Here is a 17,906-nt window from a genome sequence, read left to right as displayed (position 1 = left end):
GAAAGTTGGGTGTATTTCTTCATTGTGTGCTTTCCAATTGCGAGTTGAAAAAGTCTAATGATTCTATGAATACACCTAACTTTTTCAACTAACTACAAATGTGTTGCACTTGGGATTTGAATCTGCGCCTGTTTATTAACGTAGTACTATTGGCGAATTGGCTAATTCGTTAACACGTTCTTGTGTTTTATCAGCATAAAAAAGATTTAAGACTCGACCAATCTCAGAAACTCCACTTGTCATTGCATTGCGGTAGTCTTTAGTTTGCATTTTAGCAATGATATTTTGGCAAATACCTTGCCAAATTTTATCGTTAGTTGCTTGACGCAGCCCACGGTCAAAAACAATTTCTACCTGACGTTCGCAGATATTCAAATACAATAATACTCCGCTATTAAACTCAGTATCCCAGACACCCAACTCAGCAAAGAGCTGTTCAGCACGAGCACGGGTGTTTTGATAATACGCTTGGTTTGACGGAATATGTCCTTCGATCACCACCTGTATTTCGCCCACATGGCCATGCTCAGCTTCCGTCACCGCTTGCGCAATGGCCTGCTGATCTTGCTTATTAAAAAACCGGTTTGCTGCAGGCATAAAAAAGAAGTGCTTCAACCAGCGTTTAAAACTTGGTTGCTGTATTTCCTGTGTTTTTGGACAGGTGACAATTTCTGTTGTTTCTGTTTTCGTTACCATGAACCTGATGCTCCCCCACCGCCGAAACCACCACCGCCTCCGCTATAGCCACTACCACCAAAACCACCACCGCCGCTGCGACCACCTCCGCCTCCACCACCGGCAAGAAACATTTGAAAAATCGTTTGTGCAATCGCAGTGATCAGTAAAAAGAAAATTGCACCACCCATGAGTAAACTAGTCAACAAACCAGCGCCATTGACCAGTCCCGCGACCGTGCCTGCTACTGCAGCAGTTGAGGCACTTAAGCGCTTACCCACAATAAAGGATGCAAAAATACCCACCACTAAAATAATCAGAGCCGTGGTAAAGGTTTTTTCTTTGGCTTGTTGCTCGTGTAAGGCTTGTTCCTGACGTTCTTTCAGCTCTTGGGCTGCTTGAGCTGCAACTTCAGGGTCTTGATTTAAAATTTGAGTTATTTCCATTAAGCCAGCATCAATGCCTTGGGCATATTGAGCTTGCTTAAAGTACGGTGTAATTTGATTACGAATGATTCGACTAACAATAATGTCCGGCATAATGCCTTCAAAGCCATATCCAGTCAGAATCTGTATACGACGATCATTCACTGCAATCGCCATTAAAATACCGTTATCGCGCTTGGCAGAGCCCAATTGCCACTTCTCAGCAATACGCATGGCATAGTCAAAAATATCTTCCTGCCCTGTTGTCGGTACAATGACCACGCCAATTTGAGCTTTGCCATGTTCATGCAATTGCAGAATTTTCTGACTAATCGCCTGCTTCTCTGCCACAGAAAGTAAATTTGCCTGATCTACTACAGGCTCATTCAGTGTTGGCAGTCCACGAATCGACTCGCCATCTGCCATATCATTAGCAATTTGTGGTTGCTGAATTTTGATTACAGGCTGTGCTGTTGTTTCTTTTTGCGTAGCTGACTGCTGATCTTTTAATATTTTACCAACAACAACTGTTTCAGCATCTACATCTGTAGCGGTGGCAGTTTCTGCATGTGTGAAACCCACCACACACAATAAGCATGCTAAAACCATGCGCTGCAGCCACAACAAACCTGTATGTTTTAGCTCAAAATCCACCATCAGCCCACCTCACAATCCAGTGATGCCAATTAATTAAAATCAACTTTCGGTGCAGTTTGTGCACTTTGCTCTGCGCTAAAGTTAGGCTTGGTATCCATACCAATGACTTTAGCTGTCATCACTTGCGGGAACTGGCGTGCATAGCCGTTAAAGTCTTGTACCGTAGTAATGTAGCGATTACGTGCGACAGCGATCCTGTTTTCAGTGCCTTCAAGCTGTACCTGTAAATCACGGAATTGCTCATTGGCTTTTAAGTCTGGATAATTTTCGGAGACTGCAATTAAACGTGAAAGTGCGCTAGTCATTTGTGCCTGTGCTTCTTGGTATTTTTGGAACAGTGCTGGATCTTCCAAAACTTCTTTATCCACTTTTAGACCCGCTACATTGGCACGTGCCTGCGTTACTTCCGTTAGCACTTGCTCTTCATGTTTTGCATAGCCTTTGACGACATTCACTAAATTAGGCACCAAATCTGCACGACGTTGATATTGGTTTTGTACTTCAGACCATGCTGCTGTAACGGCCTCATCTTTGACTTGTAAAGTGTTATAGCCACAACCGCTTAATGTTAGTGTGCTCACAAGGGCTACAGTGAGCATGCTTTTTTTCATTAAATTCATATCCCTTAACCTCAAGTATTTATTTGTAATTGTTTAAATAAATTCATTCTAACCTGAATTTTTACCTTTTTTATGTATTTTCTTTGTGATCCATTTTTTTCATCTATTCTCTTTATTCAAAGAAAAGCCCTCTTTCGAGGGCTGCAATCTTAACTATATAAAATTTGTGTTTGATGATCTTGAAAACCTTCAAATTGGTAGTCTTCAGCAAGTCTAGTTTTCCAATAACCTACAATTTTACTGTAATCAATCTCAGCGGGATGAAATCCTGCTTTGTAATAAGATAAGTATTCTGGCACCAACTGAACAAACATTTTGCCCAATAAATATATACCGAATACATTCCCTCCTACTTTAGGTAAGCTTTTTTTCTTATCTTGCAAAAACAATCTCGTGGCAGAATAAAAGGTTAAGCTGGCAAAACCTGTGGTAACACTGCGCATAATCATGCGACGGATTTTGTCATCACCATAGACATGTTGATAGACATCAAAGGCTACTGCACGGTGTTCAATTTCTTCAATTGCATGCCACACCCATAGTTTAATCGCGTCATCATCCAAAGCACTGAGCACTTCAGGATGTCTTAAAATATACCCCCCCAACAGCGCAGTAAAATGTTCAAAAGCACAGGTAATAGCGAGTTGTATTTTGGGATGTAGATTTTTTACATACCTATCTTTTCGAGCTAACCATGCTTGAAAGCGATCCAAATTATAATCATCGCTTCGCCAAGCATCATTAAATTCTGCATGTGCTTTTGAGTGCATCGCCTCCTGTCCAATAAATGCAGCAATTTCCGCTAGCAGTTTTTCATCAGTCACTTTATCGCGAACGTTTCGAACACTGTGTACAAAAAATTGTTCACCGATGGGAAAGGTCGATGATAATGCTGTCAGTAAATGCGACATGACCGGTGAATTGGCAAAATAATGTCGCTTGATCGCCTTTGGATTAAATTGTGGGCGACGTACTGTAATACCAATGGCTTTCGGACGATTAAGATATGATTTTTGTGCCGTCACTTGAGTCATGATAATATCCATTAAATGTGATCATGCTGGCAGTATGTAATTCCTAAGCTCTTTCACACATGGCAAAATGTGCTAGCACACTTGCATAATTCACCATTCTAAAGCGCTGTCTGACAACTTTTAAGCGTATTTATCTGCAAAATCCATTTACTTGTCATTTGAGGTAAATTCCAAAAAATAAAAAACCCGCCGAAGCGAGTTTTTTGAATAAATCCAATGCAATCACTGGCATGTCATGACTTAAACATCTAAGTAGTCAAGAATACCTTCTGCAGCTTGGCGACCTTCCCAGATTGCGGTTACCACAAGGTCAGATCCACGGACCATATCACCGCCGGCAAAAATTTTCGGATTCGATGTTTGGAACTTAAATTCTTGCTGTTCAGCAGCAATGACGCGACCTGAACCATCCATACTAATGTTTGATGTAGTAAACCAATCTGCAGGGCTGGTACGGAAACCGAAGGCAAGCAATACTGCATCTGCTGGTAAAATTTCTTCTGAACCCGGAACTGGTTCAGGGCTTCGACGACCGCGGCTATCTGGCTCACCCAACTGAGTGGTCACAACTTTAACACCCGTCACTTTGCCATTTTCACCTACAATTTCAATCGGCTGACGATTAAATTGGAAATCCACGCCTTCTTCACGCGCATTTTTCACTTCACGACGTGAACCCGGCATGTTTTCTTCGTCACGACGGTAGGCACAGACAACCGATTCGGCACCTTGACGGATCGAGGTACGGTTACAGTCCATCGCGGTATCACCACCACCGAGAACAATCACTTTTTTGCCTTCCATGCTGATGTATTCAGATGGATCTTTTTCCCAACCTTGAGTACGGTTGACATTGGCAATTAAGAAATCAAGCGCATCAACCACGCCATCAAGATCTTCACCTGCGAAACCACCTTTCATATAAGTATAGGTTCCCATACCCATGAAAACAGCATCATAGTCTGCAAGCAATTGATCGATGGTAACATCTGTACCAATTTCAGTATTTAAACGGAACTCAACGCCCATGCCTGAGAAAATCTCACGGCGACGCTTCATTACGTCTTTTTCCATCTTGAATTCTGGAATACCGAAAGTCAGCAAACCACCAATTTCAGGACGTTTATCAAATACAACGGGTTTTACACCGTTACGAACCAAAATGTCAGCACAGCCAAGACCAGCAGGACCTGCACCAATAATGGCAACTTTTTTATCAGTCCATTTCACGTGTGACATATCTGGACGCCAGCCTAAAGCAAAGGCTGTATCGTTGATATATTTCTCTGCATTACCAATGGTCACTGCACCAAAACCATCATTTAAGGTACAAGCACCTTCACATAAACGGTCTTGCGGGCATACGCGACCACATACTTCAGGCAGTGTATTGGTTTGGTGACACAGTTCCGCCGCTTGGAAAATACGACCTTCTGCAATCAGTTTCAACCAGTTTGGAATGTAGTTATGTACTGGACATTTCCATTCGCAATATGGGTTACCACAGCCAAGGCAGCGGTGAGTTTGGTTTTTTGCAACTTCAGCTGTAAACGGTTTATAAATTTCCACAAATTCTGCTTTGCGGACAACTAGATCTTTTTTCTCTGGATCTTGGCGTGCTACATCCAGGAACTGAAAGTCATTATTTAGGCGCTCTGCCATGTCTCTCTCCGTGGGTAGGTGTAGTCGGTTTATTTATCCGCTACACCTGCCTATCAAATCTGCAGTAGTGGAATTATTGTGGATCAGCTTGAGTTGTTTTCAACAAAGTCTGCAAATTAGCAGCTTTTGGTTTCACAAGCCAGAATTTGCGGCCGTAGAAATCAAACTCATGGCGGATCTTATACGCCCAAGCACTACCGGTTTCTTTAATATGCTCATCTAAAATACGGCACAAGAACTCTTTATGTTCTTCCATCGATTCAGTTGAGATACGGTTCAATTCAATGAGTTCGTGGTTGTAGTGGTCAACGAAGTCATTATCTAAGTCGAGTACATAAGCAAAACCACCAGTCATACCTGCACCAAAGTTATGACCCACTTTGCCCAATACAGTCACAATACCGCCTGTCATGTATTCACAGCAGTGGTCGCCTGCACCTTCAATTACAGCGAAGGCACCTGAGTTACGAACTGCGAAGCGCTCACCTGCAGTACCTGCAGCAAACAATTTACCGCCCGTTGCACCATATAAACAGGTATTACCAATAATTGCAGTATTTTGCGTTTGGAATGGTGAACCTTTTGGTGGGAAGATCGAGATACGACCACCTGCCATGCCTTTACCGACGTAGTCATTCGCATCACCTTCAAGGCTAATATGCAGACCACCTGCGTTCCATACACCTAAAGACTGACCAGCTGTACCATTCAGATTCACCTTAACTGGATGTGCTTCCATGCTCAGGTTGCCATAGCGTTTTGCAATTTCACCTGAGATTCGCGCACCAATTGAACGGTCACAGTTACCAATTGTGAAGCTATATTCACCACCTGTCCCTGCTTCAATTGCTGGTAGCATTTCAGCTACCATTTTCTCAGCCAATAAACCTTTGTCGAATGGTGCATTGCCTTGTACTTCGCAGTACTGTGCTTTGCCATTGGCTGCTGGGTGAGATTCTAGTAATGCACTCAGGTCAAGATGCGCATGTTTTTCAGTTTCACCCGGAAGCATTTCCAACAAATCTGTACGGCCAATCAAGTCTTTCAGGCTTGCTACACCAAGCGCTGCCAGCCATTCACGTGTTTCTTCCGCAATGAAGTGGAAGAAGTTGATCAGCATTTCAGGCTCACCGATATAGTGTTCCTGACGCAAGTGATCTTGCTGTGTAGCAACACCGGTCGCACAGTTGTTCAAGTGGCAAATACGCAGGTATTTACAACCCAATGCAATCATTGGTGTAGAACCGAAACCGAAGCTTTCCGCACCCAAGATTGCTGCTTTTACAACATCTAGACCTGTTTTTAAGCCACCATCAGTTTGTACACGCACTTTGCCACGTAGATCATTCACACGAAGTGCTTGATGTGCCTCGCTTAACCCTAACTCCCATGGCGAACCTGCATGGTGAATTGAAGAAAGTGGAGAAGCCGCTGTACCACCGTCATAACCAGAAATGGTAATGAAGTCTGCATATGCTTTTGCCACACCTGCCGCAATCGTACCAACACCGGGCTCAGAAACCAGCTTAACTGACACCATCGCCTGTGGGTTAACCTGTTTTAAATCGAAGATTAACTGTGATAAATCTTCAATTGAGTAGATGTCGTGATGCGGAGGTGGAGAAATTAAAGTCACACCTGGCACTGAGTAACGTAAACGTGCAATCAAGCCATTCACTTTACCGCCCGGCAACTGACCACCTTCACCTGGTTTTGCACCTTGAGCCACTTTAATTTGAAGTACTTCTGCAGATGTAAGATATGCAGGAGTAACACCAAAACGGCCTGATGCAATTTGTTTGATTTTCGAGTTACGAATCGTACCGTAACGCGCTGGGTCTTCACCGCCCTCACCAGAGTTCGAACGACCACCAATTGTGTTCATTGCAATCGCAATTGCCTCATGTGCTTCAGGTGAAAGAGCACCCAAAGACATACCAGCCGAGTCAAAACGTGGCAGAATTTCTTCAACCGATTCAACTTGATCTAGCGCAATTGAATTGTCAGTTTTAAGCTTAAATAAGTCACGAATCGTTGCGATTGGACGATTATTGACAAGCTCTGCATATTCTTTGAAGTCTGCATAATTACCAGAGCGTACTGATTTATGCAGTGCATTAATTACGTCTGGGTTAAATGCATGGTATTCCTTACCGAAAACGAATTTCAGCATACCGCCTTGATCAATTGGTTTACGTGATTTCCACGCCAAATCGGCCAATTTTTTCAAGTCATTTTCAAGGTCAGCAAAAGTTGCGCCTTTAATACGGCTTGGCACACCTGTGAAGCATTTCGCAACCACTTCATCCGATAGGCCAACAGCTTCGAATAGCTGACCGCCACGGTAGGAAGCAACGGTTGAAATACCCATTTTAGAAAGTACTTTTAACAGACCTTTCTCAATCCCTTTACGGAAGTTCGCTTGAGCATGGATCGGGTCGCCTAATAGCTCGCCTTTTGCGATCAAGTCATTGATCACATCATACGCAAGGTATGGATAGATCGCAGTCGCGCCAAAACCAAGAATTACTGCAAATTGATGCGCATCACGTGCTAAACCCGTTTCAACAATAATGTTGGCATCTGTACGAAGACCCGCATTGATTAAATAGTGATGTACCGCACCTGTTGCCATCAAGGCATTCGCAGGTAAGAAACCTTGACGAATTTTCTTATCAGACAATACCAATAAAGTTTTGCCGTCACGAATCGCTTGAGCAGACTCTTCACAGATACGTGTAATCGCAGCTTCTAAGCCTTCATTTTCTGCATAGTTCAAATCAATATCTGCAATTTCATATCCTTTACGACCAAGGGTACGGATTTGATGCATTTTCGAATTTGAAAGTACAGGGCTTGAAATGATCAAACGATCTGCATGCTCTGGACCTTGTTCAAACACGTTTTGTTCACGGCCCAAACAAGTCTCTAAAGACATTACAATCGATTCACGTAGCGGATCGATTGGTGGGTTAGTTACCTGCGCAAACTGTTGACGGAAGAAGTCTGATACATGGCGCACTTGACGCGATAATACCGCCATCGGCGTATCATCACCCATTGAACCCACGGCTTCTTGACCACTTTCAGCAATTGGACGTAACAATTGATCACGTTCTTCAAATGTCACCATGAACATTTTTTGTGAAGCTTTTAGGTCATCACCTTTTAAGCCTTGATCACATAAATATTCTTCAAGCTCAGGACTACCTTGAACACGTACTGAATTTTCACGTAACCATTCACGATATGGACGCATACGTTTCAAGTGGTTACTAATATCATTGGTATCTAGCATTTTACCGGTAAAGGTATCAATCACTAAGATTTGACCAGGACCAACACGACCTTTAGACACAACATCTTCCGGCTCATAACCCCAAACACCAATTTCAGATGCCAAAGTAATGTAGCCATTTTTAGTAATTACCCAACGTGCTGGACGTAAACCATTACGGTCAAGCATACAGATGGCATGACGACCGTCTTGAATTACCAAACCTGCTGGTCCATCCCAAGCTTCCATGTGTTTCGAGTTGAATTCATAGAATGCACGTAAGTCAGCATCTAAAGTTTCAACGTTTTGCCACGCTGGTGGAACCAACATACGTAGCGCACGGAACAAGTCCATACCACCACCTACAAGCACTTCAAGCATATTATCAAGGCTTGAAGAGTCTGAACCTGTACGGTTAACGATTGGATTGAGTTCAGTTAAGCCTGGTAGAAATGGTGTTTCAAATTTAGGTGTACGCGCCATTGCCCAGTTACGGTTGGCAGTAATTGTATTGATCTCACCATTATGTGCTAAGTAACGGAACGGCTGTGCCAAAGGCCAACGTGGTAAAGTGTTGGTCGAGAAACGTTGATGAAATACAACAATGTGTGACTTTAAACGCTCATCAGCTAGATCGGTATAGAAATCAGCAATTGCTGCTGGCATCATTAAACCTTTATAGCTAATCACAGTTGAGCATAAAGTCGTTACATAAAATGATGAATCACCTACCAGTTTTTGTTCTGCACGACGACGTGCCATAACCAATTTACGGTTGAACTCAACTTCGGTTACGCCCATCGGGCAGTTCACAATAATTTGCTCAAAGGCAGGTAAAGATTGCATTGCAATCGAACCCAATGCGTCATTATTGGTTGGCACCACACGCCAAGCCAATACAACACAGCCTTCTTCTTCAATTTCTTTGGTTAAGACTTGCTTTGCATGTGCAGCAATTGCAGGATCAAGGTTTAAGAAAACCGTACCCACAGCAAAAATTTCACTCAGTGTAATGTCACTTAGCTTTTTTGCTTCTTCACGGAAGAATTCTTTAGGCATAGCCAGTAGCAAACCACAACCGTCACCAGTTTTGCCATCTGCGGCAATACCACCACGGTGGGTCATACAACTTAAACTATGCATTGCGGTTTTGACGAGATCATGGCTTGCATCACCCTGCATATGGGCGATTAAACCGAAACCACAGTTATCTTTAAACTCATCCGGTTGGTATAAACCTTGAGCGGGAGCTACAGTATTAGGCGATGGCATGTGCATAGCGTACCCTTCTTTTCTTTACAGCTCTTTCGAGCACTGAACAAACTTAATTTCTTGTTGCGATTCGTCTTAACTTTCTCACATGAATTGTTCTGTTGAGCAAAATTATTTCTTATTCACACCCTTAAGATAAACTGATTTCATCTTTAATGCATGGATAAAAGTCAAATTTTCAGCTTTTGCAGTTCAGATCAGGAATTCGGACTGGATTAATGACTTCGCACTTTTATCGAATCATTTTCGCGCCAAAATAGGGAGAAAAGTTCAATTTACGCACCAATTAAGCAATTAATATGCCAACTTGATGCATTTTTTTATAAGCCACCTATTCACAAGCATTTTTAATATGTATAGATTATTTTTAGCTATATTTATAGATTTTATTGCACCCTAATCGTGCATTTCATCCATTTAGCACATTCCATTGCGCCATTTTAGAACTCAAATTTGAATGGATCAGGATTTAATTAAACGGATCTGTTACTTCTTGTTCGGTAGGTGCTGGTTTTGCTCGTGGTGTCTCTACTGAACTCTGAGATTTTTGTACATCCACAACATTACCTGAAGCATCACGTCGCGTTACGGTCGTACTTGTGGTCGCATTAGCTTGAGGCGAGATCGCATTTGATACTGCGGCCAAAGCTTTACGAGCAGCCAATTGCGCTTCATCAATCTTAGGTAATGCTGCTGGCTTTAACTTAACAGCATATAGCTTTTGATTTGACGATGTTTCATCCGAACCCAAATCATTGACATAAGGTTGATACTGCTTCAACTCAACAACAGCAGGCTTTACAGATGCTGGTAAGGCAATATTTAGTTCAGCTAAATTACTTTTCGCATCATTTTGTGATGAATATGGGCCAAGAAGAATGACGTATTGCTCAGGATGGTCTTCACCTGAAAGGCGTAAATATACAAATTTATGTCGTTCAACTTGTTTGCGTAGAAAGCTTTTTAAAATATCTTCATTAGAAACACGAAACAATTCTATCGCATACTGTTTTGAAGTATCACTAATAAATTTTGTCCCACGAAATTCAGGTTCATGTTGTGCTGTAGCAACAACACGTGTGGTCAGATCTAGTGGACGAACTTCTTCATTTAATGCACCAAGATGGGACATTGCAGCAACTTTTTCAGGCTGAATCTGTAATTCAATTTCAGTTTCTGCAACTTTTTCGACCTCTACCAATTCTTTAGTATCGGTAATCGCCCAAAACACCAAGGCAGCAAACAGACATACAGTACCAGCCACCAACCAAATATAGTGATGTATTTTTTGCCACTGTAACTGACGTGCTGCCATGTTGTACCTACTTATGCCTGATTGGCCAAAATTGCTTGTTTCATCAGTTCCACATCAAACTCTTTCGTAATAATGGCCTGACCTAATGATTTCATAAGAACCAGTCGTAATTGTCCATTTAACACTTTCTTATCATGGGACATATACGCAAGGAATTCCTCAAGCGGAATTTTAGGGCAAACAATGGGTAATTGTGCACGTAAAATGATTTTTTTTGTACGCTCTAAATCTTCGGCCGAAATCCATCCCATGCGATGGGATAAATCAGCAGCCATAACCATACCTGTCGCAACGGCTTCACCATGTAGCCATTCACCATAGCCCAAATATGATTCGATCGCATGACCAAAAGTATGACCAAGATTTAGTAGTGCACGCTCACCTTGTTCTTTTTCATCATTCGCCACAATCCGCGCTTTATGTGCACAAGAGCGATATACCGCTTCTGCCAACAATGTAGCATCCCCAGCAACCAACGCTTCCATATGCATTTCAAGCCAAGTCAAAAACTCAACATCGCCTAATAGTGCATATTTAATAACTTCGGATAATCCAGCAGAAAGCTCACGTGGTGGTAAAGTTTTTAATTGTGCCATATCCGCCAACACCGCTTGCGGCTGCTGAAAGGCACCAATCATATTTTTACCCAGTGGATGGTTAATCCCTGTCTTACCACCGACACTTGAATCAACTTGCGACAATAATGTGGTTGGTACCTGAATAAAATAGACACCGCGCTGGAAACAAGCTGATGCAAAACCGGTCATATCCCCAATTACACCGCCACCTAGAGCTAACACCGTACAATCACGGTTAAAGCCCGCTTCAAGTAATGCATCAAAAATCAAATTGAGATGTTGAATATCTTTATATTTTTCACCGTCAGGCAAAATACAGGTTGCAACTTTTTTTCCTAAAGCCTCAATTGCGTTTACATAATGCTGTAAATACAACGGTGCAACTGTGGTATTCGAAACCACTATGACTTGTTTGCCATGAATATAAGGCTCTAGCAGTGCTTGTGGATCTAACTCACTGCCGATAAAAATAGGATAGCGACGATCGCCAAGTTCAACATGTAGGGTTTGCATGACATTAACCATTTATTGACTAGGGTGTATTTGAAGAAACAATCAGATGAAGTATTTTTTGTGCGAGATCTCGTGCAGCACCTTGATTGGTTTCAATAATATGATGTGCCACTTCACGATAGAGTGGGTCGCGTGCTGCGAGTAAATCACGGAGCTTTTGCTCTGGATTTTCAACTTGCAGAAGAGGACGATTTTTGTCGCGATACGTTCGTTGAAGCTGAATTTCAACGGGAGTATAAAGATAAACTACTATGCCGCGATGTTTTAAAAATTCACGGTTTGGGGACTGAGTAACGGCTCCACCACCTGTTGCTAAAACCAACTGCGATCTAGCCGTCAACTCATCAATAACATTCGTTTCACGACTTCTAAAGCCTAACTCACCTTCCTTTTCAAATATCCAAGGAATGGTAGCTCCTGTTTTTCGCTCAATCTCATGATCACTATCAAGAAATTCTCGACCCAACAATTCAGCTAAATGTCGCCCTACGGTTGTTTTTCCTGCCCCCATTGGCCCTACCAAATAAATATTTGGTAGGGTTTCAAACTCTTTGCTTGGCAAGGAGTCACCTATTTCTTTTGTTAAATTGAAAATATATTAATGATTTCTAGTAACACTGTCATTAACAATTCGTGGGGTAACAAAAATCAGCAACTCATTTTTAGCATCACTTTTTAAATCTTTACGGAATAAGCGACCAACATAAGGAATGTCTCCTAAAAATGGTACTTTTGTTTGCTTACTTTGAGTTTCCTGATTAAAAATTCCACCCAATACTACTGTTTCACCATTATTTACTAGGACATCAGTATTGATTTCATTTTTATTCAAAATGATCTCACCATTTTGTGCATAACCTGCTGGCGAATCACTTTTAATATTGAGCTTCATCTGTACTTTACCGTCAGGGGTAATACTTGGTGTCACATCGAGACTAAGTAAAGCTTCCTTAAATTCTGTAGAAGACGTAGCATTTGACCCCGTACCAGTTACTGATTGATAAGGAATTTCTTGCCCCGAAGCCACTTTCGCTTGCTGCTTATCTGCAGTCAGTACTTTTGGTGTAGAAATCACCTCACCATAACCATCTGCTTGCAATGCTGATAATTCCAGATCCAACATAAAGTCTGACAAACTGATTAAACCAAAGGCAATACGGCTTGCTCCCGCAGTCGTTACACCTAGATCCACGTTTAAATTACTTGGACGTTGAATAGTATATTTACCATCATCATCAGGAGTTTTAAGATCCCAAAGCGTTGTATCACTACCACCTACTAACAAATGATCATTTTGATTAATCCCTTGTGATAACAAGCCCCACTTGACACCCATTTCCTTCGTAAAGTCAGTAGATGCTTTAACAATACGAGCTTCAACCATCACCTGTTTAACAGATACATCAAGTAAATCGACCATTTTACGAATTTGATCAATATTCAATGCTGTATCATTGATAATCAATGTATTGGTTCGAGTGTCCGCAGAGATGGTACCTCGAGGACTTAATAAGTTTCCTCGATCTTCATCTGAATTACCACTATTTGACGAACCGCTGTTACCAGCAGTTTTTGACTGCGTAATGAGTTTTTCAATATCTGCTGCTTTTGCATAACTTAGGGTCAAATATTCAGTTTGTAGTGGAGATAGCTTAACACTTTGACGTAAAGCTTTTGCTTCCTCTTCTTCAGCTTTGATCAGCTCAGTAACTGGAGCGATCCAAATCACATTACCATTACGACGTTTATCTAAATTCTTCGTCTTAAGCACGATATCCAACGCTTGATCCCAAGGCACATCTTTTAAGCGTAGTGTAATATTACCTTGTACAGTATCCGCAGCCACCATATTAATTTCAGTGAAATCTGCCAACAACTGTAGTACTCGACGCACTTCAATATCTTGGAAATCTAAAGAAATTTTCTTACCTGTGTAATGGTTTGCTGCTTTAGGGCGTAAAGGATTTTTATCTTCAGGTCGCTTTAAACTCACAGTCAATTTATTGTCTGACTGATATGCCATATATTCATAGCTGCCTGTTGATTGAATCGTGATGATACCGTTTACCATCATTATGCGCATCTACTGAAGCCACTGGTGTTGCAAAATCATTTACATTTAAACGACGCGTTAAGTGTGCAGGTACTTTATTTCCTAAAGTACGAATCACAATTTTGCTACCTTGCTGTTGTACATCGACAGGTGTGTTACCCCCCAATAAATCCACAACAACTTGACCTTCACCATTAGACCCACGCTGGAACCCAATATTTGAAATACCTTGCTGTTGACGCTGAACGACTGGTTGAGACAAGGTTGCTAACTGTGCTGAATTAATTTTTAGGATAAAGGTATTACCTTCAACACGGGTCGTAAAGGCACCGGCATTTGCTAAATTAACTGTTAAACGCGCACGCTGAGCGTCTGAAGTAACATCAACTGAAGTAGCTTCATTTGTTGCTACAGGAATTGAACTTTGCTTTAAATTTTGTTGCGCTTTATCAAAGTCCAAGACCAAACGTGAAGGCTGATCTAACTGATACGCCTGAGGCTGCGGTGGTAACCCATTAAACATCACACGAATTTCAGTGCCTTGCCCAGGAATTTGCATTGGCACAATATTCGTTACACTTACCTGTGCATTGGCCACTTGCATAATCGCCATTGCCACAGCACCCATCGAAAACTGACGAAACATACGATTCATTGTATTGCCATCCCCAAAAATAAAATCTTGTACACTATTCTTCATTTTTATTCCTTTAAGCTTAAGGTGCTGGTCCAATTAAAATAAGACTTCTAGGACGCTCCACATATCCTTCTCGCCCATCTGGAATAATCTCAATCAAATCAATTTGTGTTGGTGTGATATTCACAACACGACCATGATTGAGCCCCATATAACTACCACGTTGAATGCGCTCAACTTCACCATCTGGTGTTTGAATCAATGCCAGTGTTTGACCGGATTGATTACGCATACTGCCTTTCATATTCAAGGTTTCAAGCGCATAACTTTCTAAAGGCTGTGGCTGACGGTTTAAGTTTGGATAAACACGTTTGCCTGCCATAATTTTTAGCTCTGCTGCTAAAGAACTTGGTAAAAAAGGACTCTTTAACGAATGTGCAGCATAATTAAAGGTCTCAACAGGCACAAAATCAGGTGCAGGCTCAATCGGTAATGGCTCTTGATTTCGAATATTTGCCATTTCTTGATTGACAACATCTATACGTGATTCACATCCGGCTAAAAGCAAACCAACAAATGCAGAAAGAACCAATTTATTCATTTTCATTTTGGAGCCTCCTGATTATTTGCAGTGTCAGTTGCTTGAGCAGTTGTTTCCGTATTCCCAACATAGCGATAAGTTTTTGCACTTAACTGATAATCAACTTTTGGAATATCAGAATTTTTCTCTTTATTTGGAGTCGCTGTAATTGTGAAATTATGCAAAGTCACAATACGAGAAAGGCCTGCAATCCCACTGACAAATGAACCAAAGGCATGATAATCACCGGTTGCATCAATGCTAATTGGTTGTTCAATAAAGAACTCTTGTTTAACTTCAGGCTCAAGTTTAATTTGCTTAAATTTCAAACCTGAGTTCACGCCTGTTAAGTTAATATCTTCAACCAAACCAGGGATTTCTGTTTCTTTCGGCAATTGTTCAAGTTGCTGATTAAAACGCACTTCCATATCCTGTAATTGGATTTGATACTGTTGCAAGTTACGTAGTTTTGAATCTTTTTCACGGAACTCATTTAACAAGTTTTGTTCTTGCGCATTAGCATTTGAAATCGCTTCAATCTTGTTTTTAATTGCTAAGAAGTAACCCAAAATCCCAACAAGAATAATAATAAAAATCCAACAGGTGATTTTTACAGATAAAGGCCAGCTACCATAATTGTTTGGATCAAGGGTATTAAACTGCTGCATGAACTTTTCAAAAGTCATTTTCTTTTTAGGGACAACAACAGTATCTTGATTTAATTGTTCAAATTCATCACGACTCATTTTGCGGCCTCCGTCGTAGGAGCTGCTACAGCTTGACCAGTTGCAACTTGGTCAGTTGCTGTTGTAGCGGCAGGATTTGCAGCAGGATCAGCAATAACAGGTTGTGCAATTTGATCTAAATCAGCAGTCACTGTGAATGTTCCATAGTTTTCTTCAACGCGCGGAACTATTGAACTTGGCGTTTTATCTTTCTTCTCTTCTACCACCAAGAACGAACTCATAAATGCATTACGATACCAAGGTGACGCTTCTAAGTTGCGCAGTAATTCAGCCACCGTATTTGGACTTTCTGCACGCCCTTCAATCGTAAACTTATCAGCAGAGCGATCAAACTTCGTAATATACATATTTGCTGGTGTCACACGGACCAATTCATCAATTAAATGAACGGCAATCGGACGCTGCCCTTGCAAGCCTTGAATCAATTTCATGCGCTCAATGATGGCATTACGCTGATCTTGTAAGCCTTCTAACGACTTTAATTGCACATCAAGATTTTGATTGGTACTGACAATCAGTTGGTTCGCTTGTTCTTGATCTTGCAATTTATAATCATAGTAAAGCCATGTAGAACCTACCCCTAATGCCCCAACTAAAAACGCCCCAATGCAAATTGCAATAAATTCTTTTTTTCGTTTCTCTCTTAGCCCATCACGCCAAGGGAGCAAGTTAATCTTTGCCATTAATCAAAACTCCTCAATGCTAGACCGCATGCCACCATGAGTGATGAAGCGTCATTTTCAATTTTTTTAATGTCAATTTGAGGTGAAAAACCCATTTGTAAAAATGGATTGGCAATCGTTACGCGGTAACCCAACTTTTGTTGTAGTAACTTCGCAAGCCCCGGAATATTGGCATTCCCCCCTGCCAATAAAATATGATCAATTTCGTTAAACTGAGATGATGAAAAGAAGAACTGTAATGAACGTGCCGCTTGTTGCACTACGGCTTCTAGAAAGGGTTCAAGTACTTCAACATCATAATCATCTGGTAAAGCGCGCGTTTTCTTCGCACGACCAGCTTCTTCAAATGAAAGTGCATAACGATTTTGAATTTCTTGAGTCAATTGTTTACCGCCAAACACCTGTTCGCGGGTATAAATGACCTTATTATTTTGCATCACTGACAATGTCGTCATACTGTGACCGATATCTAAAATACCGACCGTATTTACACCCATTGGCAATGTATCTGAGAACACTTTGAATGCATTTTCTAAGGCAAAACTTTCTACATCACCAATTTTTGGTGTCAGTCCTGCCAGCTGTAATACTTCAGCACGCGCTTCAATGTTTTCAATACGTGTTGCAACGAGCAACACATTGACACGATTTGGATTCTATAAACGATCAGGCAAGACCTCAAAATCGAGACTCGCTTCATCCAGTGGGAAAGGAATATATTGTTCAGCATCATCACGAATCTGAATTTCACGTTCATCATCGTTCATGTCGGCATCCATTTCGATGACTTTTGTAATCACCATAGATGTCGGCACAGCCAAAGCCGCATTCGAAGTCTGAGTATTGGCTAAATTAATTGCGCGCTCTAAACAGTCACCGACAGCTTCCGGATTTAAGATGTTTTTTTCAACTACACTACCTTCAGGTAGAGGGACCAAAGCATAGCTTTCAACCCAATACCGTCCACTTTTAACAGAAAGTTCCAAAACTTTAACAGAAGTCGAACTAATATCTACTCCTATTAACCCCTTATTTGGCTTACGATATAACCTGAGCACAATATAATTCCTATTATTTTTTTATCCCCAAAAAAAGTAACCCACTAATTAGTATTGGTCTATAATTTTCTACAGATACAATAACTCATCTAACAATCCGTATATCGAAAGGATATACTGA

General features: G+C 41.3%; 12 protein-coding genes and 2 pseudogenes. All 14 read right to left on the bottom strand.

From position 1 onward, the window contains the following. Window positions 1–135: 135 nt before the first annotated feature. Window positions 136–696, bottom strand: coding sequence for a TPM domain-containing protein (locus tag FTV09_RS00475; protein WP_180056239.1), 561 nt, complete (start codon window positions 694–696; stop codon window positions 136–138). Then, a complete protein-coding gene (locus FTV09_RS00470; RefSeq protein WP_180056238.1) occupies window positions 690–1,757 on the bottom strand; it encodes a TPM domain-containing protein in 1,068 nt (355 codons plus the stop codon). Before FTV09_RS00470 ends, FTV09_RS00475 begins: the two co-directional genes overlap by 7 nt. Before the next feature lie 29 nt (window positions 1,758–1,786). Beyond that, window positions 1,787–2,377, bottom strand: a complete 591-nt coding sequence (locus tag FTV09_RS00465) for a LemA family protein (RefSeq protein ID WP_067762997.1) — start codon at window positions 2,375–2,377, stop codon at window positions 1,787–1,789. Window positions 2,378–2,526: 149 nt separating this feature from the next. Continuing rightward, a complete protein-coding gene (locus tag FTV09_RS00460; protein WP_180056237.1) occupies window positions 2,527–3,411 on the bottom strand; it encodes a metal-dependent hydrolase in 885 nt (294 codons plus the stop codon). Between the two features lie 240 nt (window positions 3,412–3,651). Next, a complete protein-coding gene (locus FTV09_RS00455; RefSeq protein ID WP_180056236.1) occupies window positions 3,652–5,073 on the bottom strand; it encodes an FAD-dependent oxidoreductase in 1,422 nt (473 codons plus the stop codon). 73 nt (window positions 5,074–5,146) lie between these two features. Further along, on the bottom strand, window positions 5,147–9,622 hold the full coding sequence (gene gltB, locus FTV09_RS00450; protein WP_180056235.1) for a glutamate synthase large subunit: 4,476 nt from the start codon (window positions 9,620–9,622) through the stop codon (window positions 5,147–5,149). Window positions 9,623–10,091: 469 nt separating this feature from the next. Continuing rightward, window positions 10,092–10,937, bottom strand: a complete 846-nt coding sequence (locus FTV09_RS00445) for a hypothetical protein (RefSeq protein WP_180056234.1) — start codon at window positions 10,935–10,937, stop codon at window positions 10,092–10,094. Window positions 10,938–10,948: 11 nt separating this feature from the next. Continuing rightward, on the bottom strand, window positions 10,949–12,028 hold the full coding sequence (aroB, locus tag FTV09_RS00440) for a 3-dehydroquinate synthase (RefSeq protein WP_180056233.1): 1,080 nt from the start codon (window positions 12,026–12,028) through the stop codon (window positions 10,949–10,951). 19 nt (window positions 12,029–12,047) lie between these two features. After that, a complete protein-coding gene (aroK, locus tag FTV09_RS00435) occupies window positions 12,048–12,590 on the bottom strand; it encodes a shikimate kinase AroK (protein ID WP_067763002.1) in 543 nt (180 codons plus the stop codon). Between the two features lie 36 nt (window positions 12,591–12,626). Next, window positions 12,627–14,736: pseudogene (pilQ, locus tag FTV09_RS00430) on the bottom strand (type IV pilus secretin PilQ). A gap of 61 nt (window positions 14,737–14,797) precedes the next feature. Beyond that, entirely contained in the window at window positions 14,798–15,325 is a 528-nt protein-coding gene (locus FTV09_RS00425; protein WP_180056232.1) for a pilus assembly protein PilP, read from the bottom strand. Beyond that, window positions 15,322–16,044 (bottom strand): type 4a pilus biogenesis protein PilO, encoded by a 723-nt coding sequence (locus FTV09_RS00420; RefSeq protein WP_180056231.1) that lies wholly within the window; start codon window positions 16,042–16,044, stop codon window positions 15,322–15,324. The genes FTV09_RS00425 and FTV09_RS00420 overlap by 4 nt, the downstream gene beginning before the upstream one ends. Further along, window positions 16,041–16,727 (bottom strand): PilN domain-containing protein, encoded by a 687-nt coding sequence (locus tag FTV09_RS00415; RefSeq protein WP_180056230.1) that lies wholly within the window; start codon window positions 16,725–16,727, stop codon window positions 16,041–16,043. Before FTV09_RS00415 ends, FTV09_RS00420 begins: the two co-directional genes overlap by 4 nt. Further along, a pseudogene (locus FTV09_RS00410) lies at window positions 16,727–17,785 on the bottom strand (pilus assembly protein PilM). Before FTV09_RS00410 ends, FTV09_RS00415 begins: the two are co-directional and overlap by 1 nt. Window positions 17,786–17,906: the final 121 nt, after the last annotated feature.

The organism is Acinetobacter sp. YH12227, assembly GCF_013417785.1.
Classification (GTDB): Bacteria; Pseudomonadota; Gammaproteobacteria; order Pseudomonadales; family Moraxellaceae; genus Acinetobacter; species Acinetobacter gandensis.
This window is presented reverse-complemented; position numbering and strand designations above follow the sequence as displayed.